Genomic DNA, 18,694 nt, shown 5'->3' on the forward strand with positions numbered 1-18,694 from the left:
ATCGTTGAATTATCTGGAAATCCGGCCACGCATGAAATCACCCGGATTTCGCGCGTGCGCGAAGCTATCCCCGCAGGCCTGCAAGATCAAGCCCGGATCGGGTATGACCGGTCTGCAACACGCAATTTCACAGGTAACAGACCTCGTTCATTCCTACTCTGGCAGAGAGCACCAGCGATGTGATGCGCAAAATTTGCTTATCAGATCAGCATCATAAGCCGAAAATGCGAAAAGATATAAACCTACACCGACGAGTGGTTGAAAATCACCTGTCGAACGCAGATATGGATAGAGTTGAACAATTATCCGTGCAGTCAGGAAACAATAATAGATCCGGGAGTGGGTCATCCAAACTGGCGACGATCAGGTGGACAAATCACCAGCTCAGGCGGCTTATCGCCATGCACGGGAGAATTAGTGATTGGCTGACACGTCAGGCATTGAAGATTTGTCGGCGTCGCACACCGATGGCTCGGGAAGTACGATGACCGGACAGCATGTTGCATTCGAGGAAGATCACCGGTTCCGGCGCGTTGTCGAATATGCTCCGAACGCGATGATATTGGTTGATGCCACCGGTCGCATCGAAATGGTCAACGCCGAAACCGAAAAGGTATTCGGCTATACCCGTGACGAGTTGTTGGGCCAGCCGGTCGATGTGCTCGTCCCTGATCGGTTCCGCCATCATCATGCGGGTCTTCGCAACAGTTTCATCGCCGCCCCCGGACCGCGTCCAATGGGACCGGGACGGGATCTTTATGCGCTGCGCAAGGATGGCAGCGAGTTTCCCGTCGAAATCGGCCTGAACCCGATTGCCGAAGGCGACCGCGTGCAGGTTCTGGCTGCGATTGTCGATATTTCTGACCGCAAAAGCCGTCAGGAACGGCTTGAAAAATCCCTGCAGGAAAAGGAAATCCTGCTTTCGGAAGTCCATCACCGGGTCAAAAACAATCTGCAAATCGTTCATAGCCTGCTTGATATGCAGACAGCAAACGTCAAGGACGATCTGGCACGCGAAATCCTGCGCGATAGCTGCAACCGCGTCCGGTCGATGGCCCAGATCCACCAGACCCTGTATCAAAGCGAGGATGTCTCGCGCGTGGATTTCAACTATTTCTGCGATGCGCTGATCAATTCGCTGCTGGTTACCTTTAATACCGATCCTGACCGCATCAATTTCGAACGCGATCTGGGATCAGTGTCGCTACCGATTGGCAAGGCCGTACCTTGTGGCCTGATTGCCAACGAACTGATTACCAATGCGCTCAAACACGCCTTTCCGGGGAACAGCCCCGGCAATATCAGCCTGGTGGCGCAAGAACTTGATTCCAACCTGATCGAACTGAGCCTGACGGACGACGGCGTCGGTTTTCCCGACGGATTTTGTGTCGACAGCAGCGATGGGCTTGGCTTGCAACTGGTTGAACTGCTAACCGATCAACTGGGCGGGACGCTGGATATCCGGTCCGGCAAACCGACCCGCATTACCATTCGATTCACGATACAGGATTGAGGATCGCCATGCGCAAACCAATCCATGTCATGATTGTTGAAGACGAACGGATCGTCGCACTGCATCTGCGCCAACAGCTTGCGCGGCTGGGCTATGACAGGACATCGGTCCATAGCGCCGGGATCAATGCCCTTAAGGCGATTGAAACCGATGCACCCGACATCATCCTGATGGATATCCGCATTGACGGTGATATCGACGGCATCGAAACCGCGGCGGGTATTCCTGAACATCTGATGATCCCTATCATATATCTGTCCGCCTATTCAGAAGACACCACACTGGAACGTGCGCGAAAAACCCGTCCCTACGGCTTTTTGCTAAAACCGTTTTCCGAACGCGAACTTCACGCCACCATCCAGATGGCGCTTGAACGCCGCGAAGTCGAACTGGCCCTTCGCGAAAGTCAGGAACGGCTGTCGCTTGCTATGCATGCCGCGCAAATGAGCTGCTGGGAAGTCGATGTTACCACCCGCAAAATGCACAGCACCGGCCTTGGCAAATTCGTCCCCGGCGATACCCACGATGCCGAAACCATCACCGAAAGCTGGGACAGCTTCCTTCAACGTGTCGCATCCGAAGACCGCGACATGGTCCGCAAGGCGTTTGAGTACGCCGTCCTGAATGGTGAATTTTACGATATCGTGTTCCGCGGACAGCCCGAAAAGGATGGTCATCAATGCTGGTTCCGGGCACGCGGAAAATCCTATATCAATGACCGCAAGGGCACCCAACGCATCATCGGCGTGATGCAGGATATCACCGATCAGCGCATCACCAACGACAAACTCCGTCAGGCCATGACGGTGTTTGAAACGACCCAGGACGGTATCCTGATCCTTGATCCGGACCTGAACATCACCAGTGCCAATCGCGCCTATTGCCAGATCACCGGTGCCGATCCCCTGACTGTGACCGGCACTCCTCCCTATATGATCGTGCCCGAACAGTTTCCGCCTGCCTTTTATCAGGAACTGTTCCATACGCTGCGAACACGTCGCCACTGGCACCGCGAGATTGACACGCGCGATATGTCGGGCAACCCGATTTCAATCGTAATGCAGATCATCGCGGTCGAGGATGATGACGGGGTTCTGACCCATTTCGTCGCCATGATTTCGGATCGCACCGCTATCCGGCAGGCGGAACAGGAGCTGCATTATCTGGCACAGTATGACGGACTTACCGGCCTTCCTAACCGGTTGCTGGCAACCGACCGCCTGAACCGCGCGATTGAACGCTGTGAGCGGACCGGGGCGGTTGTCGCCTGCCTGTTCCTTGATCTCGATGACTTCAAGAACATCAACGACACGCTGGGCCATGCCGCCGGGGATCAGGTCTTGCTGATTGTTTCAACCCGCATCAAGGCACTAACTGATCGCACAGATACGATCGCACGCCTTGGCGGGGACGAATTCCTGATCGTGCGCGAAAACATGCATAGTCAGGCCGCCGCAGGCAACCTTGCCAGCCAGATCATTCATGAATTGCAAAAACCCTTCTACATCGTCGGTCACGAACTGACATTGTCGGCCAGTATCGGCATTGCGCTTTATCCAGAAAATGCCCATTCGCCGCAGGATTTGATCCGGCTGGCCGATACAGCCATGTATGCCGCCAAGGATCAGGGACGCCGTACCTATGCGTTTTACAAGTCGGAAATGACCGAAAGTGCCACGCACTATATGACCCGCAGCCTCGAACTCAGACGCGGCCTCGAAAAGGGCGAGTTGCGCCTTTACTACCAGCCGCAGGTCGATGCCCACACTGGCGAGATGGTCGGTGCCGAAGCTCTGATCCGATGGAACCATCCGGAAAACGGCCTGCTGGGCCCAGCCGAAATCATCCCGGTCGCCGAACAAAGCGGCCTGATTGTCGAAATCGGCCAATGGGTTGTCGAAGAAGCCTGTGCACAGGCACGTCGCTGGCAGGATGAAGGCCAAAATCCGATCCGCATCGCAATTAATGTTTCGGTTCGTCAGATGCGCTCGCCGGGCTTTGCCAAAGCCGTACAGAATGTTCTGACCGATACCGAACTTGATCCGAAATGGCTGGAAATCGAAGTCACCGAAAGCATGATCCAGGACGAAGACATCATGATTGATACGCTCCATGAATTGCGTGCGGTCGGTGTTTCGGTCGCGATTGACGATTTTGGTACCGGCTATTCCTGCCTGCGATCCATCAAAAGCCTGCCAATTGAACGCATCAAAATTGACCGCGCCTTTATCAACGGTATCCCGCAAAATACCGATGATGCCGCTCTGGCCGGGGCCATGATCGCCATGGCACGCACCCTTGGGCTTAAAGTTACCGCCGAAGGGGTCGAAACCGCCGCACAACAGGACTTCCTTCGAGCACAGGGGTGTTCCGAATTGCAGGGCTTCCTGTTCAGCAAACCTGTGCCCGCAGAACAACTTTTCGCAGCCACACAACACAACGCGAAAATTTCATAAAACAATCGCGCATTTAAAAGCCATCAAATCAGATAATTTCCCCCCTTACCGAAAGTATAGGTTGCGTGGTACCATTCCTTATCAAAAGCTGCCAAGCCCCTGAATAAGGAGGCACAGGGAAGGACCACCAGGACTACTTCAGAGGTATAGGTTTATCTGAGGGGACATTTTAAATGCGATTTTCCAACCTGTCTCTAGGCGCCAAGCTGACCTGCGTAAGCGCACTTGCCATCGCCTTCTGCCTGATCGTCGGCATATTCCTGCAAACGGTTCAAACCAGTAAAACAACCGAAGAACTTACCGTGGGCGAAGCCCGTGCCGTTGGACAGTTCCACGCCGAGCAGGCCAGCCGCGTGCTCAATGGCGGCATGCTGGTTGCCAAAAACCTTGCCGGTGCATTTCGTGCACTCCGTGAACAGGGCGGCGCAGACCGCAAGGCCTATAACGAAATCCTCAATCGCACGCTGATCGACAACCCGTCACTTGCCGGGGCTTGGTCGGGCTTCGAACCCGATGCCCTTGATGGCAAGGATGCCGATTACAAGGGCGAAGGCGAACCGTTTGGCGACGGCACCGGAAAATACGTCACCTATTATTATAACTTCGGTAGCGGCATCACCCCCTACCACCTGACCGGGCTCGATAATCCAGAGGTCAATGAATATTACACCGAACCCAAACGCACCAATAAGCCCTACCTGACCGATGCCATCACCTATGACATTCAGGGCCGCGATGTGGTTCTGACATCATTTGTCTATCCGGTGCAGGACAGCGGCGGAAAATTCCTTGGCGTGATGGGCGTCGATCTTGAATTGAATGCACTTTCCGAACGGTTTGCCCAACTCGCCCCCTTTGGTACGGGTACCGTCAATCTTGTCTCGGCCCAGGGCACATGGGTTGCACATGAAAATCCCGATATTCGGGGCACCAAACTGGATGCTGCCAAAACTACCGATGCCGCTATTCTTGATGCGATGAAATCCGGACAGTCGCGCCAGATTGATGACGGCGAATTCATGCACCTGATCGTACCGGTCGCCATCGAGGGATATCCCAATCAGTGGGGTGTGGTTGTCAACGTGCCGCTCGAAACCGTGTTTGCCCCGGCTGATAGTCTGCGCAACGCGACACTGATCGGCGGTGTGGTTCTGCTGATTGTGGTGATTGCGGTGATCCTGCTATCGACCAACGCCATGGTTGCCCGTCCGATGACCCGTGTTGCGGGCGTGATTGCCGATCTGGAAAAGGGCAATTTCAATGTCACGGTCCCCTATCATGACCGTTCCGATGAGATCGGTGCAATTGCCAAGGCGCTGGAAGCCTTCAAGGATGCATCGGCAGGCATGCAGCAGGCCGAACGCGAAAAACGCGAAGCCGAACATCGTGCCAGCGAAGAGCGCAACCGCACTCGCCTTCAGATGGCTGACGAGTTCGAAAAATCGGTCGGCTCCATCGTTATAAAAGTTACCGATAGCGCGGGCGACATGGAAAAGGTATCCCGTCAGATGCGCCGTGCGGCCGATGAAAGTTCCGAGCAGGCAACCGTGGTTGCCGCGGCTGCTGACGAAGCAAGCGCAAATGTCCAGACCGTAGCCTCGGCGAGCGAGGAACTTTCCGCTTCCATTCAGGAAATCAGCTCGCAGGTCGCACGATCATCGGAAATTGCCAACAATGCGGTTGATGAAGCTTCGCGTGCCAACGCCATGGTTACCGGCTTGGCCGAGGCCGCCGATCGCATCGGTCAGGTTGTCAGCCTGATCAATGATATCGCGTCCCAGACCAACCTTCTGGCGCTGAACGCGACCATCGAGGCTGCTCGTGCGGGCGAAGCCGGCAAAGGTTTTGCCGTCGTCGCGAGCGAGGTCAAAAACCTCGCCAACCAGACAGCCAAAGCGACCGAGGATATCGCCCAGCAAATCGGATCGATCCAGTCTGAAACCCACAATACCGTGGGCGCGATTGAAAAAATCACTGAAACGATTTCCAATATCAACGAAATCACCAGTGCCATCGCGGCAGCAGTCGAACAGCAGGGTGCCGCAACCGCCGAAATTTCGGGCAATGTACAACAGGCGGCTGCAGGCACGAACGAGGTATCATCCTCCATAGGGATTGTGCGCAACACGTCCCAACAAACTGGTGATGCCGCGTCAAATGTTCAGGCCGGGGCAACCGAACTGGCAGAACAGGCCCGCAACCTCGACACCCAGGTCAAAAACTTCCTTGACCGGTTGCGCCATATCTAAAGCTTCGGCATCCGGACCTTGATCCGAAAACCGCTACGTGATTTCAGTCGTTTGTGAATGTCTCGTTTTTAGAGGCACAAGACTGCGACTGAAATCACCGACGCGGGCTTCAAATCCCTGCACATCGCCTGTCAGAAATTTCACGGGCTTCCTCGCTGCCGCGACTGTGATTTGCCGGGTTAAGGTGCCTGAATATGGCTCGCCTCAACATTGCAAAACCCTGGCGCACAACTTTTACCCGCTCAACTCTTGCCTGTTCGCGAATTTGGTGAAGGGATTCCTGATCCGCGCCAAAGGCAGAAACCGGATGGCGAGAGACATTTTTGGCATCATTGTTAGAAAAATTGCATGACATCTTGACTTCTCCTTCGTCTTTAGATGCCATTAATCTAGCATTTTGACAGAATTCATACTTGTCAGAAAAGTTGAGTCTTTGTTAGTTTTTCTATCATGAAAAAATCGAACGATATTGCGTGGTTGCCGCTGAATTCTCTTCGGGCTTTCGCCGCAGTTCATGAAACCGGTTCTGTCGGGGCGGCTGCGGAGATGCTAAGCGTGACTCATGGCGCCGTCAGCCAGCATCTGCGCGGTCTTGAAGACCGATTGCAACGTAAACTGTTTACGCGGTCAGGCAACCGCTTGGTCATGTTGCCCGAAGCAGCCGATCTGGCAGAAAATCTGCTTCAGAATTTCAGGGCAATTGCCGGTGACATCGAACAATATCGGCGCGATGAAAATATCCTCAACATCACGGTGACACCGCATTTCGCCCAATACTGGCTTCTGCCGCGCCTTGGCGAGTTTCTAAAACGTCACCCGGAAATCGACCTGCGTATCAATGCCGATGCGGTCATGCATGATCTTGAACACGGTAGTTTCGATGCCGCGGTCCGGCATGGTGATGGCAACTGGCCCGGACTTAACAGCGAACGGCTTCTTGAAAGCAGGGATGTCGTCGTCGCTGCCCCCTCGCTTCTTGAATCTGTTTCTGTTCAAACGCCCCGGGATCTGGTCGGGCTGCCATGGATACTTGACGAGGACAGGGACATCGAAATGTCGCATTGGTTCGATGATCATGGCGTTGCCCATCAGGCGCATACAAGGATCACCCGACTGCCCAGCGCGCTGACACTCGTCGCGGCACTAGACGGGCATGGCGTCGCGTGGCTCCCGCATGTATATGCCGCCCCATATCTGACCAGCGGACGCCTGATACAATTGCTTGGCAATGACACATGGTCCGAACAGAATACGCGCCACTATTATCTGTGCTGGGCAAACAGCAAAAACAGTCCGGCTTTCAGGACATTCCGGCAGTGGCTCCGGCAGCAGCTTGCCTGTTAGGTCAAGACGGCAAGGCAAACTTCGGAACCCGAACCAACAGACGATAGATCTGCTCCATCTTTTGCCCTACTTCATTCGAGCATCAGGATCAGTTGTCTGACTGGTTGCGTATTTTTTCGGCTTCCGCATAGAACTTCTTTTCCCACTCGTTGTGGTTATCGAGCCCTTCCTTGATGAAAGGCGTGAAAATCGCAAGGTTCATCAGGCACCAGTTCACCAGCCGGGCGGGAAATTTCATCGGCTTGACGAAATCGACAAACAGCACAACCCGCGTCTGATCCGTATGGTTCCATGCTTCATGTTCATAGGAATCATCAAAAATCAGCACTTTGCCCTCTTCCCAGTGACATGTCCGGTTGCCCACCCGAATGCCAAGCTTATCTGGTTGGTCCGGAACGATCAGGCCAAGATGCATCCGCAACACACCGTTATAGGGGCCGCGATGCGGCGGCAGGTGTTTTCCCGGTTCGAATATTGAAAACATTACCGTCGTCAGACCGGGAATCTTGTTCATGATCCGCCAGGTTTCGGGGCAAGCCCGGATGTTTTGCGCGGACTTCAAACCAAACCCCAACAGGAAGAAGGTTTTCCAATCCGCATCGCTGGAGATTTCTTTGACATCTGTCGAAATGTCATGGAACGACGGCAACTCGTCTTTGCGCCGCAGAATTTGGTCAAGCTCCTCGCGGATGGCAGGCCATTCTTTTTCGATTTCCGCAGCCCAGGGAAAGGTTGCATTGTCATAAACTGCCGGATTGCCGAACTTTGCATATTTCCGGTTCAACCGTTCTGCGCGAGAAACAATCCCCATGAAAAACCGGGTGATGCGACTGGGCCGATCCATCGGACGGATACCTTCCGTCCCGAAACGATGTTCGGGCTCCTGACCGGCCGCTTGCTGGATGCTCGTGTCGGAATTATGCAATTTTGCCCTCTTTGTGATACAACAGACTGAACATTCGAAGGAATTTCCGGAAATGACAGACAATCATGGCAATATATTGCCATCCTGATTGTCGGCAAAGCTCTTACCCGGGACAAAACGTGTTCGTACCCTTCCGGTTCCAGAAATCGGCGCAGAATCGGAATGCTTTGTATCCATTCCGCCCCTTGTTCGGCGCTCCGCCACGCCGTATCTCTCCCGAAACAGGCAAAATGACATCTGAAAAAATTCTAATCTGTCCATGAAGACAAAGCGTTGGTTTTGCGACTTTGTCTCATGTCAATAATCAGACTTTTTCAGCTTGTATTTCTCCCGGACATACTCTTGTAATCAAAAATAGAATTAGCACATGCTACTAAACCGCATGAGTGTGTTCACATTGTAATAATCCCCGAATAGTTATGGCTTCAAGGGTCGCCTCATCATGTTCAGAAATTTTCGCATCACTCATCGCCTGGCCGGACTGGCGACCATACTTCTGGCGTTCAGTTGCCTGATCGGATCGGTCGGGATTTACAAGATGACGGTGATAGGCAACGAACTTGAACAGGTTGCCGCCCGCGATCTACCTCTGACCCTGATGCTTGAAAAAATCACGCAGCATCAGCTCGAACAAGCCATTCTGATGGAAAAAACGCTGCGCTATCGCAATGTCGATGCCCATGCCGCCACCGAAACTGAGGCCGACCTCCGCCATCATTTCGAAAAACTGGCAAAACAGACCGATAACGAACTCGCAACGGCCCATCAGATGGTCAACAGCTATCTGGCAGATACAATCAGCGACGAGGCCCGAACAGAATTTTCCGGTGTCGAAGCAGCCCTTGCCCGTATCGAAACCGATCATCGCACTTACGAAACACAGGTAAACGATATCTTCAAATCACTCGATAATGGCGCAAGCCCGTTGGATGTTGCTGATGCCGTGATCGCCACCGAAGGGTTGCAGAACAATCTCGATGCTGCGATTGAAAATCTAGTCGCCGAAGTCGCGGCCTATACCGCCGCTTCCATGGACACCGCCCTTGCAGATGAACGGATGGGCAAGACACTGATTACCGGTTTGTCCGGCATTGTCTTGCTGTCGGGCATTGCACTGGCCTGGCTCCTGGGCCGTTCCATCACCCTGCCGCTGCATCACCTGACGAATGCGCTTGCCGATCTGGCTAAGGGCAAGCTTGATACGCCGGTTCCGGCCTCCAAATTCCGTGACGAAGTCGGTGACATGGCTGATGCAATGCGGGTCTTTCAGGCCGACATGATCAAGGCACGCGCCCTTGAAGCCGAACAGGTCGCCCGACGGGAACGTGACGAGAAACGCCGTGCTGAAACTGACCGTCTGGTAAAAGAATTCTGCGAAACCCTTGTCGAAACCTTTGCCGATATCGTCAAAAGCGCAAAGGATGTTCTGGCGCGTGCCGAAATGATGCAAACCCAAAGCGGACAGGCAGGATCACTTGCCGGTGCGGTCGCCACCGAAGCCGAAGAATCATCTGCAAGTGCCCAGTCACTGAGTGCCGCGACCGAGGAAATGGTCGCCGCCATCGACGAAATATCATCCCAGATTACGCAATTTTCGGGCATTGCGAAAAATGCAGTTGAACATTCTGCCACCTCACAGGCGGAAATGCGAAACTTGCAGGAAGTCGCAGATGAAGTCGGCCAGGTCGTTCAGTTGATTACCAAGATCGCAGATCAAACCAACCTTCTGGCACTTAACGCCACCATCGAGGCGGCCCGTGCCGGCGATGCAGGCAAGGGCTTTGCCGTGGTTGCAGGTGAAGTCAAAAGCCTCGCCAATCAGACGGCCAAGGCCACCGATGAAATCACCCGCAAGATCGAACGCATTCAAAGCGTATCGCGCAATTCCACCGAAGCCATCAACAATATCGGCACGGTAATCGGCAGCATCGATAACTACGTGACCGCCATCGTCGGTGCGGTCGAGGAACAAAATGCCACAACGCGGGAAATCGCACGAAATGTCGATTTCGTGTCCGAAAGTGCCAAGCGTGTTTCGGAAAATGTCACCACCATTCAGTCCAGCGTCACGAACGTCGGCAGCAGCGCGGTTACGGTGCATGACAATGCCGATCACACCGCCCATCAGGCCGATTTCCTGAACGGCAAAATCGGCGAGTTTATCACCGCCATGAAACGTGCCCAGAATGACGAACCGGACACGGGCATCCGATATGCGGCCGACAAACCGGTAATGCTGCGCGCTGCCGAATAATCCCGAACACAGTCGTCCTGCCCGCATCCGAAACAGGCCGGAAATGTCCGGCCTGTTTTCATACGACCCTTGCATCGGCCCGCCAATCGGGCAAAGCTGTTTTATCATAACGCGATAAAGGACCATGCCCATGCTGCCGATCCCCGTTACAGTCTGCCTGACCGGCATCTTTGCCCTGATGTTGATTGCGCTCAGCCTGAATGTTTCCCTGCGGCGGCGCGATCTTAAACTTTCGCTTGGCGATGGCGGGGACAAGGTTCTGCTGCGTCGGATCCGGGCTCATGGAAACTTTGCCGAAAACGCCCCGTTCTGCATTCTGGTTGTCTTGGCACTCGAGGCTGTTCTGGCAACATCGGGCATCATCTGGCTGATTGCGGCGGCCTTCGTGATTGCCCGCCTTCTTCACGCATGGGGAACACTGACCGGAACCCTTGCGCTGATTGCACCCGCGATGGTGATCCAGCATGTCGTGCTGGGTTGTGCGGCGATCTGGCTTCTGTTCCAAAGCATCTAGCAGCGGCCCTCTCGCACGAAAGCAACCCGTGATTTAATTATCAATCAAAAAACAACACGTATCGCATTTACCTCCCCATATGAGGATATGGCGGCTAACGGAAATAACTATACTTCCGCTTAGTCAATTCACTTCGGTTTTACCGGTCTGTACCGGAAGCCAGTATGGGGAGGGTAAATCTCATGATCTCCGCTATTCGGAAATTACGGATTTCGCACCGCCTGTTCAGCCTCGTCGGCTTTTTGATCCTGTCGACCGTCTTGGTGGGCGGATTTGGCGTCTATACCATGACGAAAATAGGCCACGAACTGGAAGAAGTTGCTGATCGCGACCTGCCGCTAAATGCGCTGCTGGAGAAAATTACCCAACACCAGCTCGAACAGGCCATCCTGATGGAACGCGCCCTGCGCATCGGCAATGTCAATGCCCATGCGGAAACCGAAACTTTTGACACGGTTCGTCACCATTTCGAGGAAATCGCTGCCCAGACCGATGTCGAAATTGCCGCCGCTCGCGCCATGGTCGATGAATTTCTGAAAACCTCGCTGTCTGAAGAAACAAGGCTGGAATTTGATCTTGTTTCCGGCGCGCTTGACCGGATCGAAACGGAACATCGCGTGTATGAAGATCATGTCGAAAGCATCTTTGACAGCGTCGCTAAAGGTGACATCAACAGCGCCAGCCTGATCGAGGCCGTGATCCGCACCGAAGCGGAACAGGAGAACCTCAATACCGAGATTGAAAACCTGCTCAATCGGATTTCCAGTTTTACCCAAACCTCTATGAATATGGCCCTTGCAGACGAACGCAACGGCAAGATGATGATTGCCATTCTGTCCAGTCTGGCGACATTGCTCGGCATCCTGATGGCGGTTCTTCTGGGCCGCAGCATTTCGATCCCGATGAAGCGGCTGACCTTCGCACTTAGCGAACTTGCCGATGGCAAGCTCGACACGCCCGTCCCCAACAGCCGGTTTGAGGATGAGGTTGCCGAGATTTCCGTTGCAATGAAGGTTTTCCAGAAAAACATGATCCGTGCCCGTGAGCTTGAAGAAGCCCACAAGCGGATCGAGGAAAAACAAAAGCAACGTCAGGCCGAACGCAACCATCTGGTCAGTGTTTTTGGGTCCTCAATCGGTGCGGTCTTTGCCCGTATCCTTGGCAGTTCCGAAGAAATGGTCGAGCGCGCCAACACTGTAAATGCCAACTCGGGCGATACCAACAATCTCGCAACATCTGTGGCGACCGAGGCCGAAGAATCATCTGGCAACGCGCAGGCATTGAGTGCCGCGACCGAGGAAATGGTGGCCGCCATCGGCGAAATTTCATCGCAAATTACTCAGTTTTCCGATGTTGCCCGCAATGCCGTCACCTATTCGGAAACCTCGAAAAACGAAATGCGCAGCTTGCAGACAGTTGCTGATGAAATCGGCCAGGTGGTGCAGTTGATCACCCAGATCGCCGAACAGACCAACCTTCTAGCGCTGAACGCCACCATCGAAGCCGCCCGTGCCGGTGATGCCGGCAAAGGTTTTGCTGTGGTCGCAGGCGAAGTTAAATCGCTGGCCAACCAGACGGCAAAGGCGACCGAGGAAATTTCGGATCGCGTCGCCCGCATTCAGCAGGTTTCCAACAGCTCGGCCGAGGCAATTTCAAATGTCTCCGAAATCGTCGACAGCATCGACCAGTATGTATCGGCCATTGTCGGCGCGATCGAGGAACAGAACGCCACCACGCAGGAAATCTCGCGCAGTGTCGATTTCGTTTCCGAAAGCGCACGTCGCGTTGCCAGCAACATCACCGGTATTCGCGGTCGCGTCGAAGATGTCAAAACCGATGCAGAGGAAGTCAATAGCGCGGCCAATACCACCGCCGCCGAAGCCGCCCTGCTAAGCCGCGAGGTCGAAATTTTCCTCAGCGCCATGCAAAGCAACGATGTCGATGACGACACTTATGAAAGCCATGTAATTTCGGTTGCCGCCCGGACCGATGGGGATCATGGCAACTGGCAGGGCAGTGCCACAGAAATTTCCTGTGCCCATCTGGTGGTACGTCCGGCTATTGCCGTAACTCCGGGCGAAATTGTCGATCTGCGCCTGCAAAACGTTCCTGACGCGCTTCGGGCCCGTCTTGCCCGTCAGGAAGGCGATTGCAGCATCCTGCAATTGCCGCTTGATACCGATCACTTGGCAAAAATGCGCCAGCATGTTCGCAAACTGGTTGCCTGAACGTCTGCCTTTGCCTCCCTGCTGTTAAAACAGCAAACTTGGCGCGATGTCCGGTTGGATATCGCGCCCTTTCTTTTTTCAGACTATATTGACGGGATGCCAAATCAGACATTCCGGTCGGAAACATGAACCAATCGCCACAAACCGCTGCCATCCATACGAAAAGCGCTACACCCGGACTGGCTGCAGAATTGGCCGCCAAATTGGCCACCTATCCCGACACAGCAACCGCGGCATTGTTGAAGGTCCGAGGCTGGATTTTCGAACTGGCCGCAACTGATCCCGCAATCGGCAAAATCACCGAAACCCTGAAATGGGACGAACCCGCGTGGCTGCCACCGTCGCAGTCGGGCACCACCATTCGCGCCGATTGGAAGTCAAAGGCACCCGATCAGATTGTCATCTACGTCAATTGTCAGACAGATCTGATTGACCGGGTGCGCAGTCATTTTGAAGGTATTTTGCAATGCGAGGGCAACCGGGCAATCATCCTGCCGCTGGATCGCCCCCTGCCCGAAGGACCGGTTAAAACCGCGCTGGGTTGGGCATTGACCTATCATCGCGACAAACGCAAGCGATAGAACCCAGCACAACACGACTTTTTGTTTCTTCTATTTTCGCGACGCATTCGCCTCAAGCGTATCGCGCAACTGACCAAGATCATCGATCAGACGTTTGACCGTCGAAAGATCAAGTTCCGCTGCCTCGCCGATGCAGCGTGGCACATCAAGCGCCTTTTTCCGCAATTCCTTGCCCGCCGCCGTCAGGGTAATGCGCACCGAACGTTCATCCTTCGGATCGCGGGTCCGTTTGACAAGCCCCGCGGCTTCAAGCCGTTTTAGCAACGGTGTCAGCGTACTGGATTCCAGAAACAGCTTTTCACCGATACTGCGCACCGGCTGATCATCCTGCTCCCATAGGGTCACCATCACCAGATATTGCGGATAGGTAAGCTCAAGCGCATCAAGCAGCGGCTTATAGATACGGTTGAATGCATGACTGGCGGCATAGACCGAAAAACACAGGAAGTTTTCAAGCCTGAGCGGATCGCTATCATGATGGTCCATGGTGGCGTTCTCCTTTGTCCGGCCCGGGCTGTCGGATGGCGCTCCGATTGTCTGCTTTGCGGCTTAACGCAAGGGCCGTTTTGAGATCAAACCCATATCAATATATCGCACACGATTTAATTACAAGCGATTTAATTGCATGGCTCATATTCTCAAATTTATATCGCACACGATTAAATCGTGCGATATAACAAAATCATCGAAACGGAAAACGCCGCACAGCGGCCCTAAACAGACAGCTTAAAGGAACAAGATCATGAACACATTCAAAACGACTGTTGCCTCCGCTGCAATTGCTCTGGCAACCACTCTGACCGCCACGACCGCTTTGGCCGATCCGGTTCTCGAAAACAACACGCAGAACTTCATCAATGCCCTGACCGCGTCAGGTGGTGCACCGATCTACACACTCAGCCCGGCTGATGCCCGCAACGTTCTGGCTGGCGCACAGGCAGGCCCGATTGCAAAACGCGCTGCCGACGTTACCGACACTGTCTTCCCGGTTGGACCGACCGGTGAAACCCGGGTCCGCATCGTCCGCCCCGAAGGCAACACCGACCGCCTGCCGGTTGTCGTATACTTCCACGGTGGTGGCTGGGTGCTGGGCGATAAGGAAACCCATGATCGCCTGATTCGCGAAATCGCTGTACAGGCAAATGCCGCCGTCGTCTTTGTTGATTACGAACGTTCGCCCGAAGCCAAATATCCGATCGCAATCGAACAGGATTATGCTGTCACCAAATATGTCGCCGATCACAGTGAACAGCTTAACGTTGATCCGACCCGACTGGCGATTGCCGGGGACAGTGTCGGTGGCAACATGACAGCGGTTGTTTCCCTGCTGGCCGAACAGCGCAAAGGACCGGAAATCATCGCCCAGGTCCTGTTCTATCCGGTGACCGATGCGAATTTTGAAAACGGGTCCTATACCGAATTTGCCAATGGCCCGTGGTTGACCAAGGCGGCAATGGAATGGTTCTGGAACCAGTACCTGCCCGAAGGAACCGACCGTACTGATCCGACAGTAACGCCGATCCACGCTCCGCAGGATTTGCTCGCCGGACAGGCACCTGCCCTGATCATCACCGATGAAAACGACGTGCTGCGTGACGAGGGCGAAGCATATGCCCGCAAACTCAGCCAGGCCGGGGTGGATGTCACCACGGTTCGCTACAACGGCACGATCCATGATTTCGTCATGCTCAATGCTGTTGCCGATACCCCGGCTGCCAAGGCCGCAACCGCCCAGGCCAGCCAGTTCCTGAAGAACGCCTTCTACGGCGAATGACCTGAACTTTCTGCAACTTCTTTTTGGGGGCGCGGTTGCGCCCCCGCCCACCCGGCGACATATCACTTGGGGCACTAACCGAACCAAAGCCCTGATCAGCCGGGTTATCGAAACCTTCGAACCATCACGTTCAAACAAAGGAAGAAAACCATGTCTGTAGATGTCAAATATCGCGCAACAGCAAGTGCAACCGGTGGCCGTGACGGCCGCGCAAAAACCGAAGACGGCAGCCTCGATGTCAAACTGACCACACCAAAGGAACTCGGCGGTGCAGGTGGCGAAGGCAACAACCCCGAACAGCTTTTCGCAATGGGTTATTCGGCCTGCTTCATCGGCGCGATGAAATTCGTCTCCTCTCAGGGCGGCCCGAAAGTTCCGTCTGATGTTTCGGTCAAGGCTGTTGTCGGCATCGGCCCGCGTGCGGCTGGTGGTTTCGGCCTTGCGGTTGACCTGCATGTTTCACTGCCGGGCCTTGATAAGGCCGATGCTGAAAAGCTGGTCGAAGAAGCCCACAAAATCTGCCCTTACTCCAACTCGGTCCGCGGCAATGTCGAAGTAACCTCGCACATCGCCTGATCGAAAACCTCCCCCTCTTCGGCAGGGACCTCCCCCGATCCACAACTGCCGAAGCCAAGCCCGGTGCTCTCCCCGCACCGGGCTTTTATTTTTTACCGGCAATTTAACGGTTGCCCGATCCGGCCCCTGCCACGATGATCCAGGCCAATCAAAACGCCATAGAAATCCGACAGGAACCATTCATGTCCCAACAACTTACCGTTCTTGCCATTGCGCGTGCCAAACCGGGCAAGGAAAACGAACTTGGCAAACGTCTTCTCGTACTTGTCGAACCGTCACGCGCCGAAGAAGGCTGCATCAGCTACGAAATCCACCAATCCAACGACGATCCGGCAATCTGGATGGCGTATGAAAACTGGCGCTCTGACGAAGATCTGGCCCTTCACTTCGAAACACCCTATCTGCGCGCCTTTGCCAAGGGTGGCGAAGAAGTCCTTGCCGAACCGGTAAGCATTCAGAAATTCGCCATCAAATCCTGATCTTTGCCCTGCAACCCCGAACGGAATGCAAACCTTGCTTTTTGCGTTGCTGCTCTCGGCCTTTACCTCCGCCACCATCCTGCCCGGTACGTCCGAGGCAACGCTGGCGGCTCTTGTCGCATCGGGCGATCATGCCGTCTGGCTTTTGGTTGCAGTGGCAACGCTTGGCAATGTCATGGGGTCATGCGTCAATTGGGGACTTGGTCTTTATATCGATCATTTCAAGGATCGGCGATGGTTCCCGGTATCACCCGAGGCTCTTGATCGCGCGTCACATTGGTTTGGCAAATACGGCTTTTGGTCGCTTTTACTTGCATGGCTTCCAATCATCGGCGATCCACTAACGCTTTTTGCCGGGGTCATGCGGGTGCGCTTTGTACCCTTTATCCTGCTGGTGACGATTGGCAAAGCCGCACGCTATGCAGTGATTGCCGGTGGGGCGGACTTGATCGCCAATCTGATTGGGCAGACATAATATTCACAAAAATTAACCACAAAACAAAAACGAAACTCGCAAATGATCAAAAACACAACAGCCAGATCAATTATATAAAAATATAGTTTGTTTGCTAATATTCCACCCCCATGGTTTTATTAAGTGAAATAAAAAACGAGCAATTGTTTATAAATTTCACAAAATCAATGGGAGTATATTATGAATATGGAAATTCCAGTCTGGGCGAAACCCGCAATCTGGGGCGGTGTCGTCGGTGCCGTTGCCATCACGATTATCGGCTTTAGCGCAAGCTGGGTTGTTTCGGGCAGTACGGCAACCGAAATGGCCAATACTCAAAGCAAGGATGCGGTCATTACCGCGCTTGCCCCGATCTGTGTCGCACAGTTCAAAAGCCAGACACCAAACAACCAGACCATGCAGCTTGCGGCCCTTAAAGAGGAAAGCTCTTACAAGCGCGATGATTTCGTCGTTGAAGGCGGCTGGGCCACCATGCCCGGTAACGATGCACCGACCAAGGAAATCGCCGATGCATGCGCCGAACAGCTGATGAAGCTGACGGTAAACTAAGCGGATCACCTCCCCCGAGGTAATCGATCCGTCCAAGACGGCATTCGGGCCAACCCCCGGGTGCCGTTTTTTTTTATGGGTCCGCGCAACAGACAGGGCAATATTATTCAATAAACCGGCAAGCCCAAGACGCATTCTGGGATCAATCAAAATCACCAGAGGAACGTCCCCCATGCTCGCCGCCCCCATAAGCCTTTATCTGTCGATGGCCGCCTTCGCACTTGCCGCCTCCATCACGCCCGGGCCGGTCAATATCCTGATCCTGAGCTCCGGCGTGCATTACGGCTTTCGCCCCAGCCTGCGCCTTGTATTCGGTGCCACCAGCGGTTTTTGCCTGTTGCTGCTTCTGATCGGGTTGGGCTTGCATGAATTGCTGGTGATTTTCCCCAACCTGACCACGATCATCCAATGGGCCGGGGTTGCCTTTTTGCTGTTCATGGCCTTCAAACTTGCTACCGCGTCAGGTGAACTGGGCAAGAGCCGCGCAGAAAAAGGCCCTTCCATGATCACCGGCGCATTGCTGCAATGGGTTAACCCCAAGGCGTGGCTGGCGGCGGTTGCAGGTATGGGAGCCTATGCTGCCAACGGCGCACCGGCACTGGTCTGGGAATTCACCGTGCTTTATTTCGCGGTCTGCTTTGCCTCGGTCGCCTGCTGGGCTTATGCCGGGGCGTTTCTGGGCCGGTTTTTAAATGATGCCGCCCATATCCGGCTGTTTAACCGGATCATGGCCGTTCTGTTGATCGCAAGTGCGGCTTATCTGATCGTCAACTGATA

The 18,694-nt window shown here is 54.2% G+C and carries 17 protein-coding genes; 14 read left to right on the forward strand and 3 right to left on the reverse strand.

Features of this window, described 5'->3' with window-relative positions; genetic code table 11:
• The first annotated feature begins 421 nt into the window (after positions 1 to 421).
• From TH5_RS14995 to TH5_RS15005, 3 genes are all read left to right on the forward strand, one after another.
• A complete protein-coding gene (locus TH5_RS14995) occupies positions 422 to 1,513 on the forward strand; it encodes a sensor histidine kinase (protein ID WP_244204934.1) in 1,092 nt (363 codons plus the stop codon).
• Positions 1,514 to 1,521: 8 nt separating this feature from the next.
• On the forward strand, positions 1,522 to 3,969 hold the full coding sequence (locus TH5_RS15000) for a two-component system response regulator (protein ID WP_114122501.1): 2,448 nt from the start codon (positions 1,522 to 1,524) through the stop codon (positions 3,967 to 3,969).
• A gap of 173 nt (positions 3,970 to 4,142) precedes the next feature.
• Complete coding sequence (locus TH5_RS15005; protein WP_114122502.1) at positions 4,143 to 6,218, forward strand: methyl-accepting chemotaxis protein; 2,076 nt, start codon at positions 4,143 to 4,145, stop codon at positions 6,216 to 6,218.
• A gap of 109 nt (positions 6,219 to 6,327) precedes the next feature.
• Here the strand turns inward: TH5_RS15005 and TH5_RS25330 are convergent, their stop codons facing one another.
• A complete protein-coding gene (locus TH5_RS25330) occupies positions 6,328 to 6,603 on the reverse strand; it encodes a hypothetical protein (protein ID WP_147250111.1) in 276 nt (91 codons plus the stop codon).
• Between the two features lie 65 nt (positions 6,604 to 6,668).
• On the opposite strand from TH5_RS25330, the gene TH5_RS15010 reads away from it, so the two are divergent.
• Positions 6,669 to 7,562 carry a LysR substrate-binding domain-containing protein gene (locus tag TH5_RS15010; protein WP_114122503.1) on the forward strand — a complete coding sequence of 298 codons (894 nt, stop codon included), beginning with the start codon at positions 6,669 to 6,671 and terminating at the stop codon, positions 7,560 to 7,562.
• Between the two features lie 88 nt (positions 7,563 to 7,650).
• Here the strand turns inward: TH5_RS15010 and olsC are convergent, their stop codons facing one another.
• Positions 7,651 to 8,487, reverse strand: a complete 837-nt coding sequence (gene olsC / locus TH5_RS15015; protein WP_114122504.1) for an ornithine lipid ester-linked acyl 2-hydroxylase OlsC — start codon at positions 8,485 to 8,487, stop codon at positions 7,651 to 7,653.
• Between the two features lie 442 nt (positions 8,488 to 8,929).
• Here olsC and TH5_RS15020 point away from each other — a divergent pair, with 442 nt between their 5' ends.
• The 4 genes from TH5_RS15020 to TH5_RS15035 all read left to right on the forward strand — a co-directional run bounded on the left by TH5_RS15020 (position 8,930) and on the right by TH5_RS15035 (position 14,064).
• The gene (locus TH5_RS15020; protein WP_114122505.1) at positions 8,930 to 10,741 is read left to right on the forward strand and encodes a methyl-accepting chemotaxis protein; all 1,812 of its coding nucleotides are present in this window, start codon (positions 8,930 to 8,932) and stop codon (positions 10,739 to 10,741) included.
• A gap of 130 nt (positions 10,742 to 10,871) precedes the next feature.
• Positions 10,872 to 11,255: an MAPEG family protein gene (locus tag TH5_RS15025; RefSeq protein ID WP_062952762.1), complete on the forward strand. Its 384-nt coding sequence runs from the start codon at positions 10,872 to 10,874 to the stop codon at positions 11,253 to 11,255.
• Positions 11,256 to 11,437: 182 nt separating this feature from the next.
• Positions 11,438 to 13,483 carry a methyl-accepting chemotaxis protein gene (locus TH5_RS15030; protein WP_167443566.1) on the forward strand — a complete coding sequence of 682 codons (2,046 nt, stop codon included), beginning with the start codon at positions 11,438 to 11,440 and terminating at the stop codon, positions 13,481 to 13,483.
• 125 nt (positions 13,484 to 13,608) lie between these two features.
• Entirely contained in the window at positions 13,609 to 14,064 is a 456-nt protein-coding gene (locus TH5_RS15035; RefSeq protein WP_114122507.1) for a DUF1801 domain-containing protein, read from the forward strand.
• Positions 14,065 to 14,094: 30 nt separating this feature from the next.
• Here TH5_RS15035 and TH5_RS15040 read toward each other — a convergent pair whose 3' ends face one another.
• Positions 14,095 to 14,550 (reverse strand): MarR family winged helix-turn-helix transcriptional regulator, encoded by a 456-nt coding sequence (locus tag TH5_RS15040; protein ID WP_114122508.1) that lies wholly within the window; start codon positions 14,548 to 14,550, stop codon positions 14,095 to 14,097.
• Positions 14,551 to 14,806: 256 nt separating this feature from the next.
• Here TH5_RS15040 and TH5_RS15045 point away from each other — a divergent pair, with 256 nt between their 5' ends.
• The 6 genes from TH5_RS15045 (at position 14,807) to TH5_RS15070 (ending at position 18,692) form a co-directional block, all read left to right on the forward strand.
• Positions 14,807 to 15,838, forward strand: a complete 1,032-nt coding sequence (locus TH5_RS15045; protein ID WP_114122509.1) for an alpha/beta hydrolase — start codon at positions 14,807 to 14,809, stop codon at positions 15,836 to 15,838.
• Positions 15,839 to 15,988: 150 nt separating this feature from the next.
• A complete protein-coding gene (locus tag TH5_RS15050; protein WP_097050920.1) occupies positions 15,989 to 16,414 on the forward strand; it encodes an organic hydroperoxide resistance protein in 426 nt (141 codons plus the stop codon).
• 182 nt (positions 16,415 to 16,596) lie between these two features.
• Positions 16,597 to 16,893 (forward strand): putative quinol monooxygenase, encoded by a 297-nt coding sequence (locus TH5_RS15055; protein WP_114122552.1) that lies wholly within the window; start codon positions 16,597 to 16,599, stop codon positions 16,891 to 16,893.
• Positions 16,894 to 16,918: 25 nt separating this feature from the next.
• The gene (locus TH5_RS15060; protein WP_114122510.1) at positions 16,919 to 17,368 is read left to right on the forward strand and encodes a YqaA family protein; all 450 of its coding nucleotides are present in this window, start codon (positions 16,919 to 16,921) and stop codon (positions 17,366 to 17,368) included.
• Between the two features lie 180 nt (positions 17,369 to 17,548).
• Positions 17,549 to 17,917 (forward strand): hypothetical protein, encoded by a 369-nt coding sequence (locus TH5_RS15065; protein WP_097050923.1) that lies wholly within the window; start codon positions 17,549 to 17,551, stop codon positions 17,915 to 17,917.
• A gap of 172 nt (positions 17,918 to 18,089) precedes the next feature.
• Positions 18,090 to 18,692, forward strand: a complete 603-nt coding sequence (locus TH5_RS15070) for a LysE family translocator (protein ID WP_114122511.1) — start codon at positions 18,090 to 18,092, stop codon at positions 18,690 to 18,692.
• The last annotated feature ends 2 nt before the right edge of the window (positions 18,693 to 18,694 follow it).

The organism is Thalassospira xianhensis MCCC 1A02616, from assembly GCF_003326475.1.
GTDB lineage: Bacteria > Pseudomonadota > Alphaproteobacteria > Rhodospirillales > Thalassospiraceae > Thalassospira > Thalassospira xianhensis.